19 protein-coding genes are annotated in these 19,419 nt (G+C 68.1%); 14 read left to right on the top strand and 5 right to left on the bottom strand.

What is annotated here, in order from left to right:
• Positions 1 to 602: 602 nt before the first annotated feature.
• Together Q9K23_RS17740 and Q9K23_RS17735 are read right to left on the bottom strand one after the other, a co-directional pair.
• Positions 603 to 1,844: an HNH endonuclease signature motif containing protein gene (locus tag Q9K23_RS17740; protein WP_261978089.1), complete on the bottom strand. Its 1,242-nt coding sequence runs from the start codon at positions 1,842 to 1,844 to the stop codon at positions 603 to 605.
• Between the two features lie 231 nt (positions 1,845 to 2,075).
• Positions 2,076 to 2,708, bottom strand: a complete 633-nt coding sequence (locus tag Q9K23_RS17735) for an isochorismatase family protein (protein WP_020793505.1) — start codon at positions 2,706 to 2,708, stop codon at positions 2,076 to 2,078.
• A 122-nt stretch (positions 2,709 to 2,830) separates the two neighbouring features.
• On the opposite strand from Q9K23_RS17735, the gene Q9K23_RS17730 reads away from it, so the two are divergent.
• The 4 genes from Q9K23_RS17730 to Q9K23_RS17715 all read left to right on the top strand — a co-directional run bounded on the left by Q9K23_RS17730 (position 2,831) and on the right by Q9K23_RS17715 (position 6,748).
• Positions 2,831 to 3,778: an AraC family transcriptional regulator gene (locus Q9K23_RS17730; protein ID WP_053778535.1), complete on the top strand. Its 948-nt coding sequence runs from the start codon at positions 2,831 to 2,833 to the stop codon at positions 3,776 to 3,778.
• Between the two features lie 108 nt (positions 3,779 to 3,886).
• Entirely contained in the window at positions 3,887 to 5,044 is a 1,158-nt protein-coding gene (locus Q9K23_RS17725) for an acyl-CoA dehydrogenase family protein (RefSeq protein WP_053778536.1), read from the top strand.
• A 10-nt stretch (positions 5,045 to 5,054) separates the two neighbouring features.
• Positions 5,055 to 5,918 carry a MaoC family dehydratase N-terminal domain-containing protein gene (locus Q9K23_RS17720; protein ID WP_020791403.1) on the top strand — a complete coding sequence of 288 codons (864 nt, stop codon included), beginning with the start codon at positions 5,055 to 5,057 and terminating at the stop codon, positions 5,916 to 5,918.
• Positions 5,918 to 6,748 (top strand): CoA ester lyase, encoded by an 831-nt coding sequence (locus tag Q9K23_RS17715; RefSeq protein WP_053778537.1) that lies wholly within the window; start codon positions 5,918 to 5,920, stop codon positions 6,746 to 6,748. Before Q9K23_RS17720 ends, Q9K23_RS17715 begins: the two co-directional genes overlap by 1 nt.
• On the opposite strand, the gene Q9K23_RS17710 is transcribed toward Q9K23_RS17715, so the two are convergent.
• Positions 6,735 to 7,499: an SGNH/GDSL hydrolase family protein gene (locus Q9K23_RS17710; RefSeq protein ID WP_053778538.1), complete on the bottom strand. Its 765-nt coding sequence runs from the start codon at positions 7,497 to 7,499 to the stop codon at positions 6,735 to 6,737. The two genes, Q9K23_RS17715 and Q9K23_RS17710, sit on opposite strands and share 14 nt — an antisense overlap.
• A gap of 141 nt (positions 7,500 to 7,640) precedes the next feature.
• On the bottom strand, positions 7,641 to 8,375 hold the full coding sequence (locus tag Q9K23_RS17705; RefSeq protein WP_053778539.1) for a hypothetical protein: 735 nt from the start codon (positions 8,373 to 8,375) through the stop codon (positions 7,641 to 7,643).
• Between the two features lie 207 nt (positions 8,376 to 8,582).
• Between Q9K23_RS17705 and Q9K23_RS17700 the strand changes: the two genes are divergently transcribed.
• Positions 8,583 to 9,152, top strand: coding sequence for a TetR/AcrR family transcriptional regulator (locus tag Q9K23_RS17700; protein WP_261978090.1), 570 nt, complete (start codon positions 8,583 to 8,585; stop codon positions 9,150 to 9,152).
• A 422-nt stretch (positions 9,153 to 9,574) separates the two neighbouring features.
• Here the strand turns inward: Q9K23_RS17700 and Q9K23_RS17695 are convergent, their stop codons facing one another.
• Positions 9,575 to 10,252 (bottom strand): GntR family transcriptional regulator, encoded by a 678-nt coding sequence (locus Q9K23_RS17695; RefSeq protein WP_020792741.1) that lies wholly within the window; start codon positions 10,250 to 10,252, stop codon positions 9,575 to 9,577.
• A gap of 42 nt (positions 10,253 to 10,294) precedes the next feature.
• Between Q9K23_RS17695 and Q9K23_RS17690 the strand changes: the two genes are divergently transcribed.
• From Q9K23_RS17690 to Q9K23_RS17650, 9 genes are all read left to right on the top strand, one after another.
• Complete coding sequence (locus tag Q9K23_RS17690; RefSeq protein WP_020792737.1) at positions 10,295 to 10,984, top strand: response regulator transcription factor; 690 nt, start codon at positions 10,295 to 10,297, stop codon at positions 10,982 to 10,984.
• Positions 10,981 to 12,390, top strand: coding sequence for a HAMP domain-containing sensor histidine kinase (locus Q9K23_RS17685; protein WP_305950220.1), 1,410 nt, complete (start codon positions 10,981 to 10,983; stop codon positions 12,388 to 12,390). The genes Q9K23_RS17690 and Q9K23_RS17685 overlap by 4 nt, the downstream gene beginning before the upstream one ends.
• 57 nt (positions 12,391 to 12,447) lie before the next feature.
• Positions 12,448 to 12,771, top strand: a complete 324-nt coding sequence (locus Q9K23_RS17680) for a hypothetical protein (protein WP_020793523.1) — start codon at positions 12,448 to 12,450, stop codon at positions 12,769 to 12,771.
• A complete protein-coding gene (locus Q9K23_RS17675) occupies positions 12,768 to 13,739 on the top strand; it encodes an FAD:protein FMN transferase (protein WP_053778542.1) in 972 nt (323 codons plus the stop codon). The genes Q9K23_RS17680 and Q9K23_RS17675 overlap by 4 nt, the downstream gene beginning before the upstream one ends.
• Complete coding sequence (locus Q9K23_RS17670) at positions 13,736 to 14,368, top strand: hypothetical protein (protein WP_053778543.1); 633 nt, start codon at positions 13,736 to 13,738, stop codon at positions 14,366 to 14,368. The genes Q9K23_RS17675 and Q9K23_RS17670 overlap by 4 nt, the downstream gene beginning before the upstream one ends.
• Positions 14,365 to 15,654, top strand: a complete 1,290-nt coding sequence (locus Q9K23_RS17665; protein WP_053778544.1) for an NADH-ubiquinone oxidoreductase-F iron-sulfur binding region domain-containing protein — start codon at positions 14,365 to 14,367, stop codon at positions 15,652 to 15,654. The genes Q9K23_RS17670 and Q9K23_RS17665 overlap by 4 nt, the downstream gene beginning before the upstream one ends.
• The gene (locus tag Q9K23_RS17660) at positions 15,651 to 15,881 is read left to right on the top strand and encodes a ferredoxin (protein WP_020794399.1); all 231 of its coding nucleotides are present in this window, start codon (positions 15,651 to 15,653) and stop codon (positions 15,879 to 15,881) included. The genes Q9K23_RS17665 and Q9K23_RS17660 overlap by 4 nt, the downstream gene beginning before the upstream one ends.
• An 84-nt stretch (positions 15,882 to 15,965) precedes the next feature.
• Positions 15,966 to 17,273: an MFS transporter gene (locus Q9K23_RS17655; RefSeq protein WP_053778546.1), complete on the top strand. Its 1,308-nt coding sequence runs from the start codon at positions 15,966 to 15,968 to the stop codon at positions 17,271 to 17,273.
• A 190-nt stretch (positions 17,274 to 17,463) separates the two neighbouring features.
• The gene (locus Q9K23_RS17650; RefSeq protein WP_053778545.1) at positions 17,464 to 18,825 is read left to right on the top strand and encodes an acyltransferase; all 1,362 of its coding nucleotides are present in this window, start codon (positions 17,464 to 17,466) and stop codon (positions 18,823 to 18,825) included.
• Positions 18,826 to 19,419: the final 594 nt, after the last annotated feature.

Below are 19,419 nucleotides of genomic sequence, written 5' to 3'. Positions count from 1 at the left end.
CTCGGTCCCGGCTCAATCAGCAAGCAGCCGTTGATGGTTGAGCCGACGAGGAGCGCAGCGACAAGTCGAGTCGAAACCTCCGACAGCCGACGTCGCCAACGCAAGCACCTCTGAGGTGGTCACCACCCGACGTCGGCTACGGAGATTTCGACACGGGTCCTCGCGATGCTCGGTCCCGGCTCAATCATCGTAGAAGGCGCACCTCAATCAGCAAGCAGCCGTTGGTGGTTGAGCCGACGAGGAGCGCAGCGACAAGTCGAGTCGAAACCTCCGACAGCCGACGTCACCAACCCGACCACCTCTGAGGTGGTCACCACCCAACGTAGGCTGCGGAGATTTCGACACGGGTCCTCGCTACGCTCGGTCCCGGCTCAATCATCGTAGAAGGTGCGGCTCAATCAGCAAGGTAGGCGCGGCTCAATCATGTAAGAGGGCTCAGCTCAATTAGCCACGCTCCGTTGGTGGTTGAGCCGACGAGGAGCGAAGCGACGAGACGTGTCGAAACCTCCGCCGGCCGAACTCGCCAACCCAACCAACGGAGGCTCCGACACCCAACCCGAATCTCTATGAAGTTCTCAAAGAACACAAGCTTCTACAAAAAGTCAGGCAGCATTCGGCAACTCATCAGCAAACCGCCGGTTGTACGCCGGAATCGGACGACGACGCCGGTCCACCACCTCAGGTGGGATCAACCACGGATGCGCATCCGGACCCATGTAGACGTCCCATCCGTTGTGGTGAACATCGGCATGACACGACGCACACAACAAACACCCGTTGGCCAGGTCGGTGGCACCGCCATCCGACCAATGCGCAATATGATGGGCCTGAGTGCGCGATGCCGGGGCACCACACTTGATACAACACCGATCCCGCTCGAACAACGCACGCCGCTGACTGGCGGTGAACAACCGTTTCGACCGGCCCATATCCAACGGCACCCGCTCACCGTCGACGATCGTCATCACCACCACACCATCACAACTGGTTTCCAGCAGAGTGTTGTGGGTGATCGATCCACCGAACGCCAATTCCGACTTGTCGGGTGTATCCGCGGGGACCGACAGGTTGATCAACGTCGACGGTAGCGCGGTCACCGACCGTTCCCCGGCACCGGCGGCCACGTCAAGGACCATCTCCAGGGCGTCAGCGCGGCGTCGGGGTGCGTCGCGGGGATCTTTCGAACCATCCGGTTGCGGGACCGGCGCCGACAGCTTTTCGATCGCGGTCGTGAGCTTCTCCCCGACAACAACATCCAGACTCCCCGAGACGGCGACCCGCCCATCATCAGTTCGCCCGATATCCAGGGCATTCAGATTGCGGTCCTCTTTCGCCGGGCGTCCACCCTCGGCATCCGACGAGTGATGGTCCCCCAACTGGTGTGCTCGTGCCATCACCTCAGCAGGTTTCGCCCCGGACAACACCTGCGCCAACAGATCACCCTCGAACTCGGCCCAGGTCTCGGCATCCGGCGCCTCCCCGGCACGTAACCCGATCTGGTTGAGCCCACGCACGATCGCATCCACATGCTCACCCGAGATCGCGCCGTCGGCAGCATGTTTCAGCGTGCGTTCCACCACCGCCGACGTCCCGATCCGCTGCATCCGCGCAGCCACCGAAGGCGCGTACCCCATCTCGATCAACAAGGCGATCGGTTTGTGCCCGTGCCGTTGCGCCACCCCCAGCCGATCCAAGTGCCCGGCCCCGGCCGCGGACAACGCATCCACGACATTCCTGATGGTGACCAGTGTCCGCATATCCGTGAACACGACCGGCCCGGTCGGATCGTCGTCGAAACGACAATCGATGAGTGCGTCGAGAATGGTCTCCAGCTCCCCCTGCATGCGTTCCATTGTAGCGAATGCATGTGCGAGCATCAGACGAATTACCAAGCAGAACAATATTTGTGGATAAGTTGTGAAAGCTGTTCACCCCGGGGGTTCGGGTTCACCCGTGGGGTTGTCGGTTGTGGTTGCGGACATCGGTCTCGAACGTGACGGGGAGACGAGACGGACGCCCTCGCCGTGGCGAGGACGTCCGCGTCGATCAGATCGGGGCGCATCGGCCCCCGTTTCTCATCCCTGCGCCTGCGCTCCGGAGATCGCCGACTCGACGAGGTTGCTCTTGGCCAGTGCCGCACCGGAATTGACGGCGTCGAGCCACTCGCCGGTGGTGGCGACGGCGGCGAAGTTCGAGTGGTAGAGCACCATCAGCGTGTTGTGGAGGACCTCGGCCGACACCTTGCCTGCGTCGTTAGCCAGATGGATCGCGCCGGTGGCGTCGGAGAGGATCTCCGCCGACAACCCGCGCACCTCCGCCTCGGCCGCCGTCGCCAGGTCGCAGTTGTTGGTCATGTATCCGACCACCGTGATGGTGTCGACATTGTTCTGCGAAAGCCATTCGGCCACATCGGTTCCGCCGAAGACGGTACCGAACTGTTTGGTCGCCAGCTTCCACTCCGGACGCACCCGCCGTTCGATCTCCGGGTGCAGTTTCCAGCCGTGCGAGCCCTCGGCGTACACCGGGGCCTCCGCCGGAAGCGTGTGCTGCAGGGCGACGATCGGCAGGCCCTGCTCGGTCGCGGTGTCGATGGCCCGGAGGATGTTGGCCAGCGAGTCGTCGACCGGCGGGTACTGGACCTGCATGGGCGGCTGGAAGTACTCGTTCTGGACGTCGACGATCACCAGTGCTCGGCGGGGTGCGGTCATCGGAGTTCCTTTCGGCAGGGGCTCGTCTTCGGGCCCGTGTGAGCAGTCTGCGGCGGTATCGTCGTCCCCAGAAGTGGCACGAATGCCGATTTCCGATGAGATTGCGCCACGGAGGTGAACCGATGCACATCGCGATCTATGTGTTCGACGGCGTCAGCATGTTCCACGTCGCCGCACCGCAGATGGTGTTCCGCGACGCCGCCGATCTCGCCCCCGACACCGGGGACTGGCGCATCACCCTGTGGTCGACGACGCCCGACGCCGTGTCCTTTGCCGAGGGGCACGGGCTCACCGGGGTGTCGGGACCCGAGGCGATCACCGACGCCGACATCCTGATCATCCCGTCGTGGCCCGACCACTGGCCCGAACCCGACGCCGATCTCACCGCGCTGATCTGCGCGGCCCATGCGCGCGGCGCCGTCGTCGCGGGTCTGTGTTTCGGCGCGGTGGCCGTCGCCGACACCGGCATCCTGGCCGGACGGAGTGCCGTGACCCATTGGGTGGCCACCGACGTTCTGGCCAGACGGGGACGGTGCGGCAGCGTCGACGACTCGGTGCTCTACATCGATCACGGCGATGTGATCACCTCCGCCGGGACCGTCTCGTCGATCGACGCCTGCCTGCACCTGATCCGGCGTCTCCGCGGGACCGACCTCGCGAACCGCGTCGCCCGCCGGATGGTGGTGGCCCCGCATCGCGACGGCGGGCAGGCGCAGTACATCGAGCGACCGCTGCCCGAGACCCGGAACCCGACGTCGGTCAGTGCCGTGCTCGACTGGGCGCTCACCCATCTCGACGACGACCTCGGCGTCGACCGGCTGGCGGCACGAGCGCGGATGAGTCGGCGGACATTCCTCCGCCACTTCCGGGAGAGCACCGGCACCACGCCGGCCCGCTGGGTGGTGCAGCAACGTCTCGAGGCCGCGCGCTCGCTGCTCGAGACCACCGACCACGACCTCCGCCAGGTCGCCCACACCTGCGGCTTCGCCAGCGAGGTGACCTTCCGCCAGAACTTCGTCGCACGATACGGCGTCGCGCCGTCGGCGTACCGGCTCCGATTCAGTCCCTGACCTGCGGACGGTCAGACCACGGGTGACTTCCGATGCCAAACTCTATAGTCTATGTTTCATAGAGAATGGGTCGGCCAGAAGACGCCCCAGGAACAGCCAGGAGGCTCCATGCCCACACTGTCCACCGAGGAACAGGCGATCGTCGCGACCGTGCGCGAGTTCGTGGACAAGCAGGTTCGTCCGGTCGTCCGCGAGCTCGAACACGCGAACACCTATCCCGAAGCGCTCATCGAGACGATGAAGGAGATGGGCATCTACGGCCTCGCGATCCCCGAGCCGTACGGATTCGCCCAGGTGTCGACGCCCTGCTACGCCCAGGTCACCGAAGAACTCGCCCGCGGTTGGATGAGCCTGGCCGGGGCGATGGGCGGCCACACCGTCGTCGCCAAACTGATCCTGACCTTCGGTACCGAAGAGCAGAAGCAGAAGTATCTGCCCCGGATGGCCACCGGCGAACTGCGCGCCACCATGGCGCTGACCGAACCCGGCGGCGGCTCGGACCTGCAGAACATGACGACCCACGCACGCCGCGACGGTGACGGGTACGTGATCAACGGCTCCAAGACCTGGATCTCCAATGCGCGCAAGTCCGGCCTGGTCGCGCTGATGTGCAAGACCGACCCGGCCGCCGAACCCGCCCACACGGGCGTGTCGATCCTGCTGGTCGAGAAGGTCCCCGGCTTCACCGTCTCGAAGGATCTCCCCAAACTCGGCTACAAGGGCGTGGAGAGCTGCGAGCTGAACTTCGTCGACGCCCGCGTTCCCGCCGACGCGGTGCTCGGCGGCACCGAGGGCAAGGGATTCGCCCAGATGATGAAGGGGCTGGAAACCGGCCGCATCCAGGTGGCCGCCCGCGCCACCGGCGTCGCCCGCGCGGCCTTCGACGACGCGCTGCGTTACGCCCAGGAACGGGAGAGCTTCGGCCGGCCGATCTGGCAGCACCAGGCGGTCGGCAACATGCTGGCCACCATGGGCACCAAACTCGCCGCCGCCCGCAGCCTGCTCCTCGACGCCGCCGCACGCCTGGACTCCGGTGAGCGCTGCGACATGGAGGCCGGCATGGCCAAACTGTTCGCCTCGGAGACCGCCATGGAGATCGCCCTCGACGCCGTCCGGATCCATGGCGGCTACGGATACTCCACCGAATACGATGTGGAACGGTACTTCCGCGATGCCCCGCTGATGATCGTCGGCGAAGGCACCAATGAGATCCAGCAGAACGTGATCGCCAAACAGCTCGTCAAGCGCGGCGGGCTCGATCTCTGAGAGGACTGTCGTGACGAACACCCCACCGACGCTGGGCGATCACATCGCCGGCTGGAACCCCGAACCCACCGTCGAGACCGACCGGCTCGATCCGGCGCAGGCCACCCGCCTCGCGCGCACCCTCGACCTCCCCGACACCTTCGCCGACGGTGACGCGCTGCCGCTGCCGTGGCACTGGATCTACTTCTCCGAGTGGCCGGCGACCGCCGCACTCGGGGCCGACGGCCATCCCGCCGAGGGGCATTTCCTGCCACCGATCCCCGACCGCCGACGGATGTTCGCCGGGTCGCGGATGACCTCCACCGCGCCGTTGCGCCTCGGTGTCCGAACCGAGAAGCGCTCGGCGATCACGAACATCGCCGAGAAGCACGGCCGTACCGGCGACCTGCTGTTCGTCACCGTCACCACCACCTATGTCCAGGACGGCACGACGCTGCTCTCCGAGGAGCAGGATCTGGTGTACCGCAGCGACTCCGGGCACACGACGACATTCGAGCGGCCGGCCGCCGAGCTCGCCCCGGCCACCGCTGCGTGGACTGCCGAGCCCGCCCCGGCACCGCCGACCCTGTTCCGGTATTCGGCGCTGACCTCCAACTCCCACCGCATCCACTACGACCTGCCGTATGCGAGCGAGGTGGAGGGCTATCCCGATCTCGTCGTCCACGGACCGCTGCTGGCCACCTATCTGGCCGAGCTGGCTCGCGCCAACAACGGTGGGACGTCGTTGCGCACCTTCTCGCTTCGACTTCAACGTCCACTGTTCGCCGGCGATCGGTTCCGCGTCGAGGGCGCCCCGGGGGACGACGGCATCGTCACATTGCAGGTGATCACGGGCGACGGCACGGTGCACGTCTCCGGAAAGGGAGAGTTCTGATGACCACGACGGCTGCGCCCACCGCGCAGATCCTTTCCACCGCACGGACATTCCTGTTCGTTCCGGGCAACCGGCCGGAACGGTTCGACAAGGCCGCCGGCGCCGGTGCCGACGTGGTGATCATCGACCTCGAGGACGCCGTCTCCCCCGACGACAAGCCGGCCGCCCGTGAGCACATCGCCGAATGGTTCGGCGCAGGCAATTCGGCGGTGATCCGGATCAACGCCGCCGGAACCCCGTGGCATGACGACGATGTCGCTCTCGCGCAACGACTCTCGGCGCCGGTGGTGCTGGCCAAGGCCCAGTTCCCCGACGAGGTGGCCGCGGTGACCACCGCCACAGGCGCACCGGTGATCCCGCTGGTCGAGACCGCACGCGGTATCCTCACCACCCCGGCGCTGGCCGACCTCGACGGTGTGGTGCGAATCGCCTTCGGCGCCATCGACTTCGCGGTTCAGGTGGGGGCCGATCCGGAAGACCGCGAGGCCTTGCTGTTCGCGCGGTCGACGTTGGCGACGGCATCGGCGGCGGCCGGGATCGGTGCGCCGATCGACGGGGTCACCACCGCCCTCCGCGATACCGACAAGCTCGTCGACGACGTGACCTATGCCGCCCGGATCGGGCTGACCGGCAAGCTGTGCATCCATCCCGCACAGGTCGTCACCGTCCACACCTGCCTGGCCCCCTCGGAAGAGGAGATCGCCTGGGCGCGTTCGATTCTGGAAGCTGCGTCGTCGGACTCGTCGGCGGTGGCGGTCGACGGGCACATGGTGGACCCGCCGGTCGTCGCGCGTGCCGAGCGCATCATCGCCGCGATCACGCCGGCGTAGCCGGACCGATCACCGCCCAATCGTCGTGCTTGGGTTCGATCAGATCACCCGACGACCGGCCCCGCACATGCCGGATCACCCACGGCAACAGATGATCACGCCCAAAGGTGACGGCATCCCACGGCGTCGACGACGACCCCGCGGGCGGTGACGGCACCTCGGGCGTCGCGTCGACCAGCGCGGTGAGCACCTCGGCCGCGACACGACGGTGGCCCACGGGATTGAGGTGAATGCGATCCGACGACCAGAAGCCCGGGTGGCGTAACGCCATGGTGTGGAACAGATCCACGAACTCCACGTCGTGTGCGGTGGCCAGGCCGGCCAACATCGCGGTGAGTTCGGCTCCCCGGGCACCGATGGCCGATCCGAAGGGCAACCGTCCCGAGGGGTCCGGGCCACTGAGCAGTACCAACCGCACACCGGAGGCGGCACAGGCGAGGATCGCCTCCTCGGTCCGGTCGCGCAGCAGACTCACGTCACAGTGCGGGCGGAGCATGTCGTTTCCGCCGCCGTTGAGGGTGACGAGCGTCGGCGGTGGGTCGAGGGCCAGCACGGCCGCCAGCTGGTCGTCGACGATGGGTGCCAGCAGTCGCCCGCGAACCGCGACGTTGGCGTAGCCGATCGCCTCACCCCGCGCGGTGGCCAGTCCCTCCGCGACCAGGTCGGCCCACCCGCGCATCGTGCCGTTCGGCCGCGGGTCGCCGACGCCCTCGGTGAAGCTGTCGCCCACCGCCGCGAACCGAAACGACACCGTGGTCTCCGCCGGCGATGAGGTGCCCAGTCAGCGGTTCTGATCGCCCGTCCATCAGTCCTTCTCCGGAGTCCGTGGTGGCAGATGGGGTTGCGAGGTCGGGATCGAATCCCCCGCATCCCATGGTCTGGTCTCCCACGATCAGGCCGCCCCCGAGGCGACCGCGGCCTCGAACCAGTTGGCGAACTCGCACGCCAGGTGCCACCGGTGACCGCGGACCACGATGCCGGGCACGGTCAACGGGAACTCGACCAGCAGCCGGGCGTGGACACCGTCGGAGGTGTCTCGGAACTGGTGTCGGACACCGCCGATGGGTGTGCCGTCCGATCCCCGGGCGACACCGTCGAGCCGGTACGGGAACTGCACATCGATCGGTGTGGTGAGCGAGGAGACATCGTCGTAGTCGATGTCGAACAACGCCGCGACCGGACTGCCGCCGTTCGTCTCGAGCACTTGCTGCGTTCCGCTGTGCATCCGCAGCACGAAGTGGTCCGGGCAGGCCCGGAGCAGCGCCGCCTCGTCGGAGGCGACCGTGATCCCGGTGAACCACTCGGTGAAGTGCCGCGCCGAACCGCCCGGCACGAACAGATCCGTCACGCTCTTGCGCCGACGACCCGAGAGCTTCGCCATCCGCGCCATCGCGCCCGCGATGGTGGTGTCCCGCCTGAGGCGGCGCAGCAGTTCGTCGTTGCCGAGGTCCTGCTTGACTCGCAACCAGGCTTCGCGCCGGTCGGCGATCGGAGCCGGGGCCGGTGCCGGAGCGCCGATCTTCTTCGCCGCAGCGTCGATGCGCATGTCTTCCCAGGCGAGAACATCGGCGCGAGGAAACACCTCGCGGCCGATCTTGGCGACGATCGCCAACTCCGTCACTGACACAACGCCACCTAACGCTAGATAGACTGTCGTTAGCGAACGGTAGCCGGGACGACGAGACTCGTCAACGGCGAGCGCCCGACGTGAACGGTGCACTGCCCTGGGATGCTGGTGTACGTGTCGGAGCCGAATACGTCGCCGTCTGCCGAATCGGCGTCTCCCGAATCGCCGTCTCCCGGTCGGCGACGACCCGGCGGCAGGTCCGCGCGCGTGCAGGATGCCGTCGCCGCGGCCGCGCTGGAACAGTTGCTCGAGCGCGGACTCCCGGGCCTGACCATCCGCGGTGTCGCCCAGGCCGCGGGTGTCGCGGAGACGACCGTCTACCGCCGATGGCCGACCACCAATCACCTTGCGGCAGCGGCACTGGTCAAGCTCGCCGAACGAGACAACCCATTGCCCGACACCGGAACTCTCGAGACCGATCTCGAGGCGTTCCTCCGGCAGATCGTCGCATTGCTCAGCCGCCGCGGGGTACTCCGGGTGGTCCGGGGTGCGGCCGCAATGGACGACGACGACAGCTCGGTGATCGCGGCCAAGGCCGCCTTCTTCCCTCGACGATTCACCAACGCCACCCCGCTCGTCGACCGGGCGATCGCACGGGGCGAGCTCCCCGCCGGCACCGATGCCTTCCGCCTGATCGAGACGCTCGTCGCCCCCGCGTACCTGCGCGCGCTTCTCGTGGATCGCCCCCTCGACGAGGAGTTCATCGACACGTCGGTGCGGTTCGCGATCGCCGGAGCACTGGCCGACCCGAGGACGAGACACCCGCGCGACGATTGATCCACGGCAGCTCACCCTCATGTCGGACGTCGGCGTGTTCCCGACGCAGCCTCACCGAGGTTTCGACACGCGTCCTCGCGACGCTCGGTCGCGACTCAACCACCAAGCCGAAGAGTTGCGCCACACAATGATCGAGCCGACCACCAGCCCAATCACAACCTCACCGAGATTCGACACGCATCCACGCGACGCTCGATCGCGACTCAACCACCAAGCCGAAGAGTTGCGCCACACAATGATCGAGCCGACCACCAGCCCAGTCACAACCTCACCGGGATTCGACACGCGTCCACGCGACGCTCGATCGCGGCTCAACCACCAAGCCGAAGAGTTGCGCCCACACAATGATCGAGCCGACGACAAGCGCAGCGACAAGCCGGGTCGCAACCTCCGGCACCGACCACCTCGGACCGGGGTGGCGGCTATTCCCCGCGCCGATGCTCGGCGAGGAGCTGTCCGGCCTTACGGACGTGGTCGGTCATCGAGCTGCGGGCGGCATCGGGATCACGAAGACGCAGACTGTCGAGGATGGCGCGGTGGTCGTGCGCCGACGCGTCCGGCCAGCCCTGCACCGACGCGAAGAACCGGCGCGGCGCATATCCCAGCGAGGACTTGATCATCCACGACAGTTTGGGAGATCCGGCCGCACGGTAGATGGTGCGGTGGAACTCGTGGTTGAGCCGTTCCACCTCGTCGCCGTCGACCGCGGCGGCCGCGGTCTCGAGTTCCTCCTGTAGCTGTTCGAGTCGCGCCAGATCGTCGGCGGACAGTCGCGGTGTGGCACGTGCGGTGAGTTCGCCGGCGAGCAGTGCCTGCCCGGCGAAAACATCCTCGATGTCGTCGCCGCTCAGCGGGGCCACCACGAATCCGCGCCGGGGTTCCACACGCAGCAGTCCCTCACTCTGCAAGGAGAGCAGACCTTCGCGAGACGGCGTCGCCGACACCCCCAGTTCTTCGGCCACGTTCTCCGGCCGGATGAACTCACCGGGCTGCAGCTGCCCGGACACGATCAGCTCACGCACGTACTCCGACACCTCGTCGGACAGCCGCGGACGTCGTCGGACGCTGCGCGACGCCGGTGCCCCTGACCTGCGGACCATAGTCTATAGAGTAGAGCATCCCGGTGGGGTTACTGTCGCTTCATGGTCCAGGTGTTGCTCGTAGAAGACGATGCTGCCATCCGGCACGCCCTCACCCGGGGCCTCGCCGACCACGGGCACGCGGTGACCCCGGTCGCATCGGGCGTCGAGGCCATCACCGCCCTCGACGCCCGCAGACATGAAGTGGTGATCCTCGACCTCGGCCTGCCCGACATGGACGGTGCCAACATCCTCGCGGTGACTCGGCAGATCCACGACGTACCGGTGATCGTCGCGACCGCACGCGACGACGAACGCGACATCATCCGACTCCTCGACGCCGGTGCCGACGACTACCTCGTCAAACCGTTCTCGGCAGCGCAGATGGACGCGCGGATCCGGGCGGTACTCCGCAGGTCCGCACCGTCGACACCCGACAACGTCCTCGTCGTCGGGGGCCTGTGCCTCGACCCGGTCGCACACGTCGCCACCCTCGACGGCCGTCCGATCGAACTGACCCGCAAGGAATTCGACCTCTTGCAGATACTCATGCAACACCCGGGAGAGGTGATCTCCAAGAGCCGGCTGCTCGCCGAGGTCTGGCAACAGCCCTGGGGTGGTGCCGACCGCACCGTCGACGTCCACCTGTCCTGGCTGCGACGCAAGCTCGGTGAGACCGCGGCGAGTCCGCGCTATCTCGCGAGTGTGCGGGGTGTCGGTGTCAAACTCGTCGACCCCGGGAGTGGCCGGTGAGCCTTCGTGCCCGAATCCTCCTGTTGGCCATCGGCATCACCGTACTGATCATCGTGCTGGCAGGTGTACCGATAGCGGTGCTGCTGCGTGCGGACTCCTACAACCACACCGAGCAGACCACCCGGGACGCCGCGCAGAGCACCGCCGACTACCTCAGCACCGGTGGATATGCGGATGACATGGTGGTGACGCAGTACCTCGACCGCCGCAACGAGCGCTCCGACGAACGGGTCACGGTGGTGATGCCCGACGGCGATGTGCTCGGCGCGCAGTTGCCCTCGGACGCGACAGCCGCGCCCCGGGGTTCGACGGCACCGGGTTCGACGGCACCGGGTTCGGCGTCCCCGTCGACCTCGCCTCGTGATCCCGCCGAAGAACACGCGGAAGGCCACGGTGAGCACGACCGCGACCCCCGATACTCGGGACTCGACGTGGTCTCCACCGCTGCCACATCGCGCCTGCCCGACGGCGATGTGCTCGCATCCGCCACGGTCGGCGGGCCGGGCGGGCAGATCCACGTCTACGCCCTCACGCCCGCCCACATCCTCCGCGAGGAGGTCCTGCGGCGCTATCTGCTGGTCATCGGTGTCGCGGCCGGCCTGCTCCTGATCGCGGGGGCCGCAGCAGAGATCACCTCCCGACGGCTGGTCCGCCCGCTGCAGCGGACCGCCGAGACGGCCGAACGACTGAGCCGGGGCGACCTGACGGCGCGCGCCCCGGCGACCGGCCCCGCCGACGTCGCCCGTGTCGCCGTGGAACTCAATGCCCTCGCCGACCGGATCGACGAGTTGCTGCTGGCCGAACGTGAGAACGTCGCCGACCTGTCCCATCGACTCCGGAGCCCGCTGACCGCGGTCCGCCTGTCCGTCGAGGCACTGCCGCCCGGCGAGATCACCTCCGAGCTCGAAGACCACGTCGCGAATCTGGAACGCACCCTCACGCAGGTGATCCATGCCGCCCGTCGTCCCCAGCGAGAGGGGCTGCATCCCCGGTCCGATGCCGTCGCCGTGGCCGCCGACCGGGCCGGATTCTGGGCGCCCCTCGCCGAGGATCAGGGGCGTCGCCTCGACATCGATCTGCCCACCGGCGAGGTGCCGGTCCGCGCCGCGCGGGCGGATCTGGCCGCAGCGCTCGACGCATTGATCGAGAACGTCCTGGCCCACACTCCCGAGGGAACCGACCTCGCGGTCCGGGTGGCGCAGCGCGACGGCGACGTGACGATCGACGTCCTCGATCGCGGTCCGGGCATCGCCGCAGATGCCCTCGCCCGTGGCCGCAGCGACCGCGGATCGAGTGGCCTGGGCCTCGACATCGCCCGGTCGGTGGCGCAGAACACCGGCGGCGCGCTGGAGCTCATCACCGATGCGGCGTCGGGGATGCGGGGCGTGCGGATGTCGCTTTCTTGACCTGGATTTGACGGTCCGACAAGGCGTTCCTGACGTGGATGCGCACACCGTGGTGACATGCAGCTGCGCCCGCCAGATCCCACACAGCACAACCCGGCCGACGATCGACGGGACCGCATCCGGTCCCGCAACCGCATCTTCTCCTTCTCCGCCGCCGGGGTGAGTCTTGCGGCCGCGGCCGGTTTCGCCGTCGCGGCAGCCCATACCGGCAGCGGATCTGCCGGCACACCGGTCACCGGCACGTCCACGGTGACGCGGTCGCAGACCTCCGACCTGGGGTCGACCGGGCAGACGACCGATGACATCCCAGAGAACTCGGGCACGGGTGCGCTGACCCCGTATCAAGGTGGCCCGATGCACGGATCGAGTCACGCGTCATGACCGCCGCCGGGGACCTCGAACGATGGACGGCGTGGTCGTGCACGGTCGAGCTGACCGTCGACTGTCGCGAACCCGCCCGGCGCGCCGACCTCACCCGCGATGCCGGCGTCGAGGTCCGTGAACTCATGAGCCGGGTCGCGGCTGCGGTCAACCGATTCGACCCGGACTCCGAGATCAGCCGGCTGAACTCCGCATGTGGAGCGCCGACAATTCTCTCCCCCTTGGCTTTTCAACTCCTCCAGGTGGCCCTCGACGCCGCCTCGGCGACCCGCGGCGCGGTGGATCCGACGGTCGGGGGCGACCTGATCCGGGCGGGCTATGACTACGACATCGCCGTCGTCCGGCATCGCCGGGAACCCGGAGACCGCACCATCTCGCGTCCCCACGGTGGTCACCCGGGCCGCACGGACTGGCGATCGGTACGCCTGGACGGCGACCGCCGGATCGTAACGCTCCCACCGGGGGTGACGGTGGATCTGGGCGCGACGGCGAAGGCCTGGACCGCCGATGCCGCCGCACGCCGCGCGCATGCCCGCACCGGCCGCCCGGTGCTGGTGTCGATCGGAGGTGACCTCTCGACTGCCGGCGCACGACCGGCACCCTGGGGAATCGAGGTCGCCGAGCGGGAAGGCGACGATCCCACCCGTATCGGCCTGACCCACGGCGGCCTCGCGACATCGTCTGTGCTCGCGCGGTCGTGGACCGATGCCGCCGGGACCGCCCGGCATCACATCATCGACCCGTCCACCGGAACGTCCGTGGACGGCCGGTGGCGGTCGGCGTCGGTGTGGGCGCCGACCGCACTGGGCGCCAACATCGCGAGCACCTGGGTGCTGGTCGACGCGGCGAGTGCGGTGGTCGACCTGCTGACCGCAGGCAGGCCGGCGCGCCTCGTCGGGACCGACGGCCGCGTGACACGGCTGGGCGCCTGGCCGGACGACCCCGAGGTGATCGAGGCCGCCGCATGACACTCTGGTACCTGATCCGCGCACTGGGATTCGTCGCGCTCGTCGCACTCACCGGGAGCATCTGCCTGGGCGTTCTGGCGGGGGTCGTCACCCCGTCCCGGCACCGCGCGGACCCGGGGGCGGCCGAACGCCGGATCACCCGGCAGCTCCACCACCGCACGCTGGCCGTGATCGGGCTCCTCGCGCTCCTCATGCACATCGCGCTGATCCTCGTCGACTCCGCCGTCGACGTCCCACCGGCGGCGGCACTCCTCCCGTTCGGATCGGGCTACCGCCCGGTGGCCGTGGCGTTCGGGGTCATCGCACTGTACGGTTTCACCCTTGCTGCCGTATCCGGTTTCACGAGAAGGCTTTTCGCGTCGTCGGCCGGAGCGGTCCGGAGTTGGCGGACGGTTCACGCCACCGCCTACCTCGCATGGGCCGCCGCGATCTATCACGGATTCAGTGCCGGCACCGACACCTGGTGGGCCCTCTCGATCCACGGCCTGTGCACCGGTTCCATCGGTATGTCACTTCTCTTGCGGGGCATCATGATTCATCATCCTTTCCGGATCCCGACCCCGACAACGACAACGACAACGACAACGGCAACGGCAACGGCCACCACCCGACAGGAGATGCTGCGATGACGGCGACCTCGAACTCGAACTCGGTGACCGCCGCGTATCACCGGCCCATGGAATCCACGGTGCAGGTGGCACACCTGGGAGCCGACCGGCTGTTCGCCGGGACGACTGCCGGCCGGGTCGGCCATTCCCGCCACCGTGCGCTCACCGGCGCGGCACCCCATCGGGACCGCACCTGGCTGATCGACGCCGCCCACCGGGTCGGCCTGCGTGGACGCGGAGGTGCCGGGTTCCCGGTCGCCGACAAGCTCGCCGCGGTGGCACCGGGCAGGCGCACCCACGTGCTGGTCAACGGCAGCGAGAGCGACCCCACCAGCAGCAAGGACAAGGCGCTGCTGTGCCTGGCCCCCCATCACGTGGTGGACGGTGCGCTGCTCGTCGCGGCCGCCCTGCAGACGGATCGGATCACGATCGTGGTCCCCGACCCGGTCGCCGCGGACTCGCTGACCGCCGCATGCGACGAACGCGGTGATGCCGCTCGGTACCGGATCGTCACCCGCACGGGCCACAGCGTCGTGTCCGGTGAGGTGCACGCCCTGATCGAGGCCCTCGACGGACGACCGGCGGTGCCCACCGGGCGCCGCGTCTCGGCGTCGCGCCGCGGGATCGGGAAGGCACCGACGTTCGCGTCCAATGTCGAGACATTCGCCCAGCTCGGACTGCTCGCCGGCCTCGGCGTCGACCGGTTCGCCGAGTTGGGCTTCGGACCCGAACGCGGGACCATGCTGATGACCACCGGTGGCGCGGTCCCATTCCGGGCGGTCGCCGAGGTGCCGGTGGGAACACGCCTGTCCCGATTGACCGGGCCGACCCGGGAGCCGGTTCTGCTCGGCGGATATCACGGCGCGTGGACGACCGAACTCGACATACCGCTCGATCACCGTTTCCTGCACGACCGACATCTGGGGCGTGGCGTCGGCAGCGTGGTCGTGCTGCCCACCGAGACCTGCGCACTGGGCGAGATCGCCCGGGTCGTGCAGTGGTCGGCGCGCCGCTCCGCGGGCCAGTGTGGCCCCTGCGTGTTCGGCCTCGACGCCCTCGCCGCGGACATGACCGCACTCGCGCGCGGGGAACGTCGCGACCCCGACGCCATCCGACGCCGTCTGGGGGTGATGGCCGGTCGCGGGAGCTGCAACCACCCCGACGGTGTGGCCCGCTTCGCGGCATCGGCGTTGACGCGGTTCGGCCACGAGGTCGATGCGCACCTCCGTGGCGGCTGTGGTCGGCGGATCCTGGGAGTCCTGCCGATTCCCGACGACCCCGACGACCCGATCGGGGGCCCGCGATGACCCGGCGTGACCCTCGCACCACACGCCGACTCGTCGTCGACTGGACCCGCTGCGACGGCCACGGATTGTGCGCCCTGCTGGTGCCCGAACACATCCGGCTCGACGAGTGGGGATTCCCGGTCGTCGACGGTGACCCCGTTCTGCCCGCAGAGCGTCGTCACGCCCATCGCGCCGTGGCGGCGTGTCCGGCGTTGGCGTTGCGGCTGGGCGAGACCGGCCGACGCTGACTACGGTGCACGCCGGCTCGGGCCGGGTGATCGGTCCCGGACCATGCCCCGACCCGGGGACACCGAGGCATACAGTGGCAGATGATGACCACGCACCGAGTTCCCGAGGCCGAGGAGCCCGGGCGTCGGGAGCCCGTCGAGCAGCGTGGCATGTTCGCATCCTTCCGGGTCCGTAACTACCGCCTCTACTTCGCCGGTCAGACACTCTCGCTCGTCGGGACGTGGATGCAGGCGACCGCGCAGGCGTGGCTGGTCCTCACCCTCAGCGACTCCGCAGCCGTCCTCGGTCTGATCGTCGCCTTGCAGGCGCTGCCCATCCTGCTCTTCGGCCCCTACGCCGGAGTGCTCGCCGACCGCCTCGATCGTCGCCGCACGATGATCGTGCTGCAGTCGGCGATGGGGGTGCTGGCGGTGGTCCTGGCCGTCCTCGCCCTCGGCGGCTGGGTGCAGGTCTGGCATGTCGGCGTCCTCGCCGTGCTCCTCGGGCTCGGCAACGCCTTCGAGAATCCCGCCCGGCAGGCCTTTCTCCATCAGATCGTCGGCAACGATCTGATCCGCAACGCCGTCACCCTCAACTCGGTCATGGTCAACGCCGCCCGCGCGGTGGGCCCGGCCGTCGCCGGTGTGGTGCTCGCCGCGGTCGGCGCGGGCTGGTGCTTCGCGATCAACGCGGCCAGCTTCGTGGCGGTCGTCGTCTCCCTGGTGAGTCTGCGGACCGACGAGATCACCCCGGAGACACCGATCACGCGGGCCCGCGGACAGTTGCGTGAGGGCTTCGTCTACGTCGCGCGGGAACCACTGCTGTGGGTGCCGCTGGCGATGATGGGTGTGGTGGGCACCCTGGCCTACGAGTTCCAGGTGTCGCTGCCCGCCGCCGCCAAGGACGCCTTCCACGGCGGACCCCAGGCGTTCGGGTTCATGACGGCGTCGATGGGGGTCGGCGCGGTGGTCGGCGGGCTGATCGTCGCCGCGCGCGGCACCATCGGGTTGCGCACCCTGACCCTGGCCGCGGTGGGCTTCGGCATCACCATCACGATCACCGCCGTCGTCCCCGAACTGTGGATGGCGATCGTGGCCTTGTTCTTCACCGGCTGGCTCAGCGTGTCGTTCCTCTCCACCGGCAACGCCACCCTGCAACTCAACTCCGAACCTCACATGCGGGGACGGGTGATGGCACTGTGGTCGGTGGCCTTCATGGGGTCCACACCGATCGGTGGTCCGATCATCGGCTGGATCTCCGAGGCGGCCGGGGCCCGCATCGGCCTCGCGGTGGGCGCGGCCGCCTGTTTCCTGGCCGCGGTGGTGGGTCTGATCGGGTGGCGCGCCGCCGCCCGACGACGCCCCGTCGCCCGGCTGCAGGCCACCGACGACATCCGAGCGGACCGCCGATGAACGTCTCGGCGGGGCCCTGTCTGATTTCAGGGCTCACAGGAATACGGAGTAGCCTGCCTACCCGAACGCGCGCAGCAGCATATCGCGCCGGAAATCACCGGACGGAGGAAGACCGATCGTCACCGAACAGCCCTCGGCCGGTACATCGTCACCGCAGGCACCGAAAGCATCGGACACACCCGAACAGAACGTGACCGACGCCGCCGCGGCGGACACCCCGGCGCCACCGGCGAAGAAGAAAGACAAGCATCTCTACCAGATCGACCTCGTCCGGTTGGTCACCTTCGGTGGGGTCATCCTCGACCACGTGATGCTCAGCGTGACCGCGCCGACCAACGTCGCCGCGGGCGCGGTCGAGATGTTCTTGCGCTACACCCGGTACGGCTTCTTCGCGCTCACCGGCTTCGTGTTGACCTATCAGTACCGCAAGCGCGACCTGAAGGCGACGGAGTTCTGGCGGCGACGCTACAAGCTGATCGGCCTGCCGTTCGTCACCTGGAGCCTGTTCTACTGGTTCTACACGCGCTACAAGTTCGGCGGTGTCGACGCGATCACCAACGCGTGGAACAGCTTCGACGCCGTGGAACGCTCGGTGAAGAGCATCGTCTACGACCTGATCACCGGTCACGCCGCCTACCACCTGTACTTCCTGTCGGTGAGTATGCAGATCTACCTGGTGTTCCCGCTGGTGCTGTGGGTGCTCAAGCGGTCGTGCGGCTACCACCGGTACCTGCTCGCGGTCAGCCTCGTCGTCCAGATGGTCGTGATGTACATGATGGTGCGGCCGCCGGTGTCGTTCCTCACCTGGGGAATCCAGGGCGAGATCTGGAGTCACCTGGTCGTCACGATCATCCCGTACCAGTTCTTCATCTTCGCCGGCTGTGTGGCGGCCATGCACTTCGAGGCGTTCCAGGGATTCGTCAAGCGCTGGCGCCGGCAGCTGATCACCGGTGGACTGGTGGTCATGCTGGCGACCTGGGTGTACTACCTGTACGTCGTCGACCACGGCGAGGATCTGTTCCGCGCGACCAACGTGTTCATGCTTCACAACATGTGGGCGTTCATCGCGATCATCATCATCCTGTACTCCCTGGGCACCATCTGGCAGGAACGTCGCACCCCCGGGTCGATCCCGGACCGCCTGATGCGCACCGCGTCGGACCGGTCGTTCGGCATCTACCTGGCACATGCGCTCGCGTTGTACGCCCTGCTGCCGCAGATCGCCACCACATCGCTGCCCGCCGTTCCGCGCGTGATCATCGCCTACCTGGCGACGGTGGCGCTCACCGTGTTCATCGTGGAGACCCTGCGTCGCAGCCCGATCAGCCTGATCACGACCGGACGCAACCGCATCGACTGGCGCGTACAGAACGCCGGCCGGTCGACCGCCGTCGGCCTGATGGGCATCGTCATCGGCGTGATCGTGCGCCTCGGCTTCGAGATGTGGGCCGGCAACCTGATCGCCGCCACCGGCGCCTTCCTGGTGTTCTCGATGGCGCTCGTCTACTGGCGCCAGGTGCGCGAGGGCAAGGTCGCCGAAGAGACCGTGTGACCGTGGTCGGGTGCCGGGTCTGATCCGGCACCCGGCGTATCTCGCCTGGGGTCACCACTCGAACTCGGCCGGCGGAGATTTCGACACGCCTCGTCGCTACGCTCCTCGTCGGCTCAATCACCGGGGGTCACGCCACGTCGCCAAGGTTGCCCATCGGCTCGAACACCGGGGGTCACGCCACGTCGCCAAGGTTGCCCATCGGCTCAATCACCGGGGTGTCACGCCACGTCACCAGTGCTGGTCGTCGGCTCGAACATCGGGGTGTCACGCCACGTCACCAGTGCTGGTCGTCAGCTCGAACACCGGGGTGTCGGCCTGGTCCCCTACCGCAGCCGTCTCCGCTGGTGGTCACCACTCGAGGTCGGCCGGCGGAGATTTCGACACGCCTCGTCGCTACGCTCCTCGTCGGCTCAATCACCGGAGCGTCACGCCACGTCACCAGCGCTGCTCATCGGCTCGAACACCGGAGCGTCACGCCACGTCACCAGCGCTGCTCATCGGCTCGAACACCGGGGCGCCACGCCACGTCACCAGCGCTGCTCATCGGCTCGAACACCGGGGCGTCACGCCACGTCACCAGCGCTGCTCATCGGC

The organism is Gordonia sp. NB41Y, from assembly GCF_030718915.1.
In the GTDB taxonomy this organism is placed as follows: Bacteria; Actinomycetota; Actinomycetes; order Mycobacteriales; family Mycobacteriaceae; genus Gordonia; species Gordonia desulfuricans.
The sequence above is the reverse complement of the archived record's forward strand: the minus strand, read 5'-3'. Positions and strand labels throughout refer to the sequence as shown.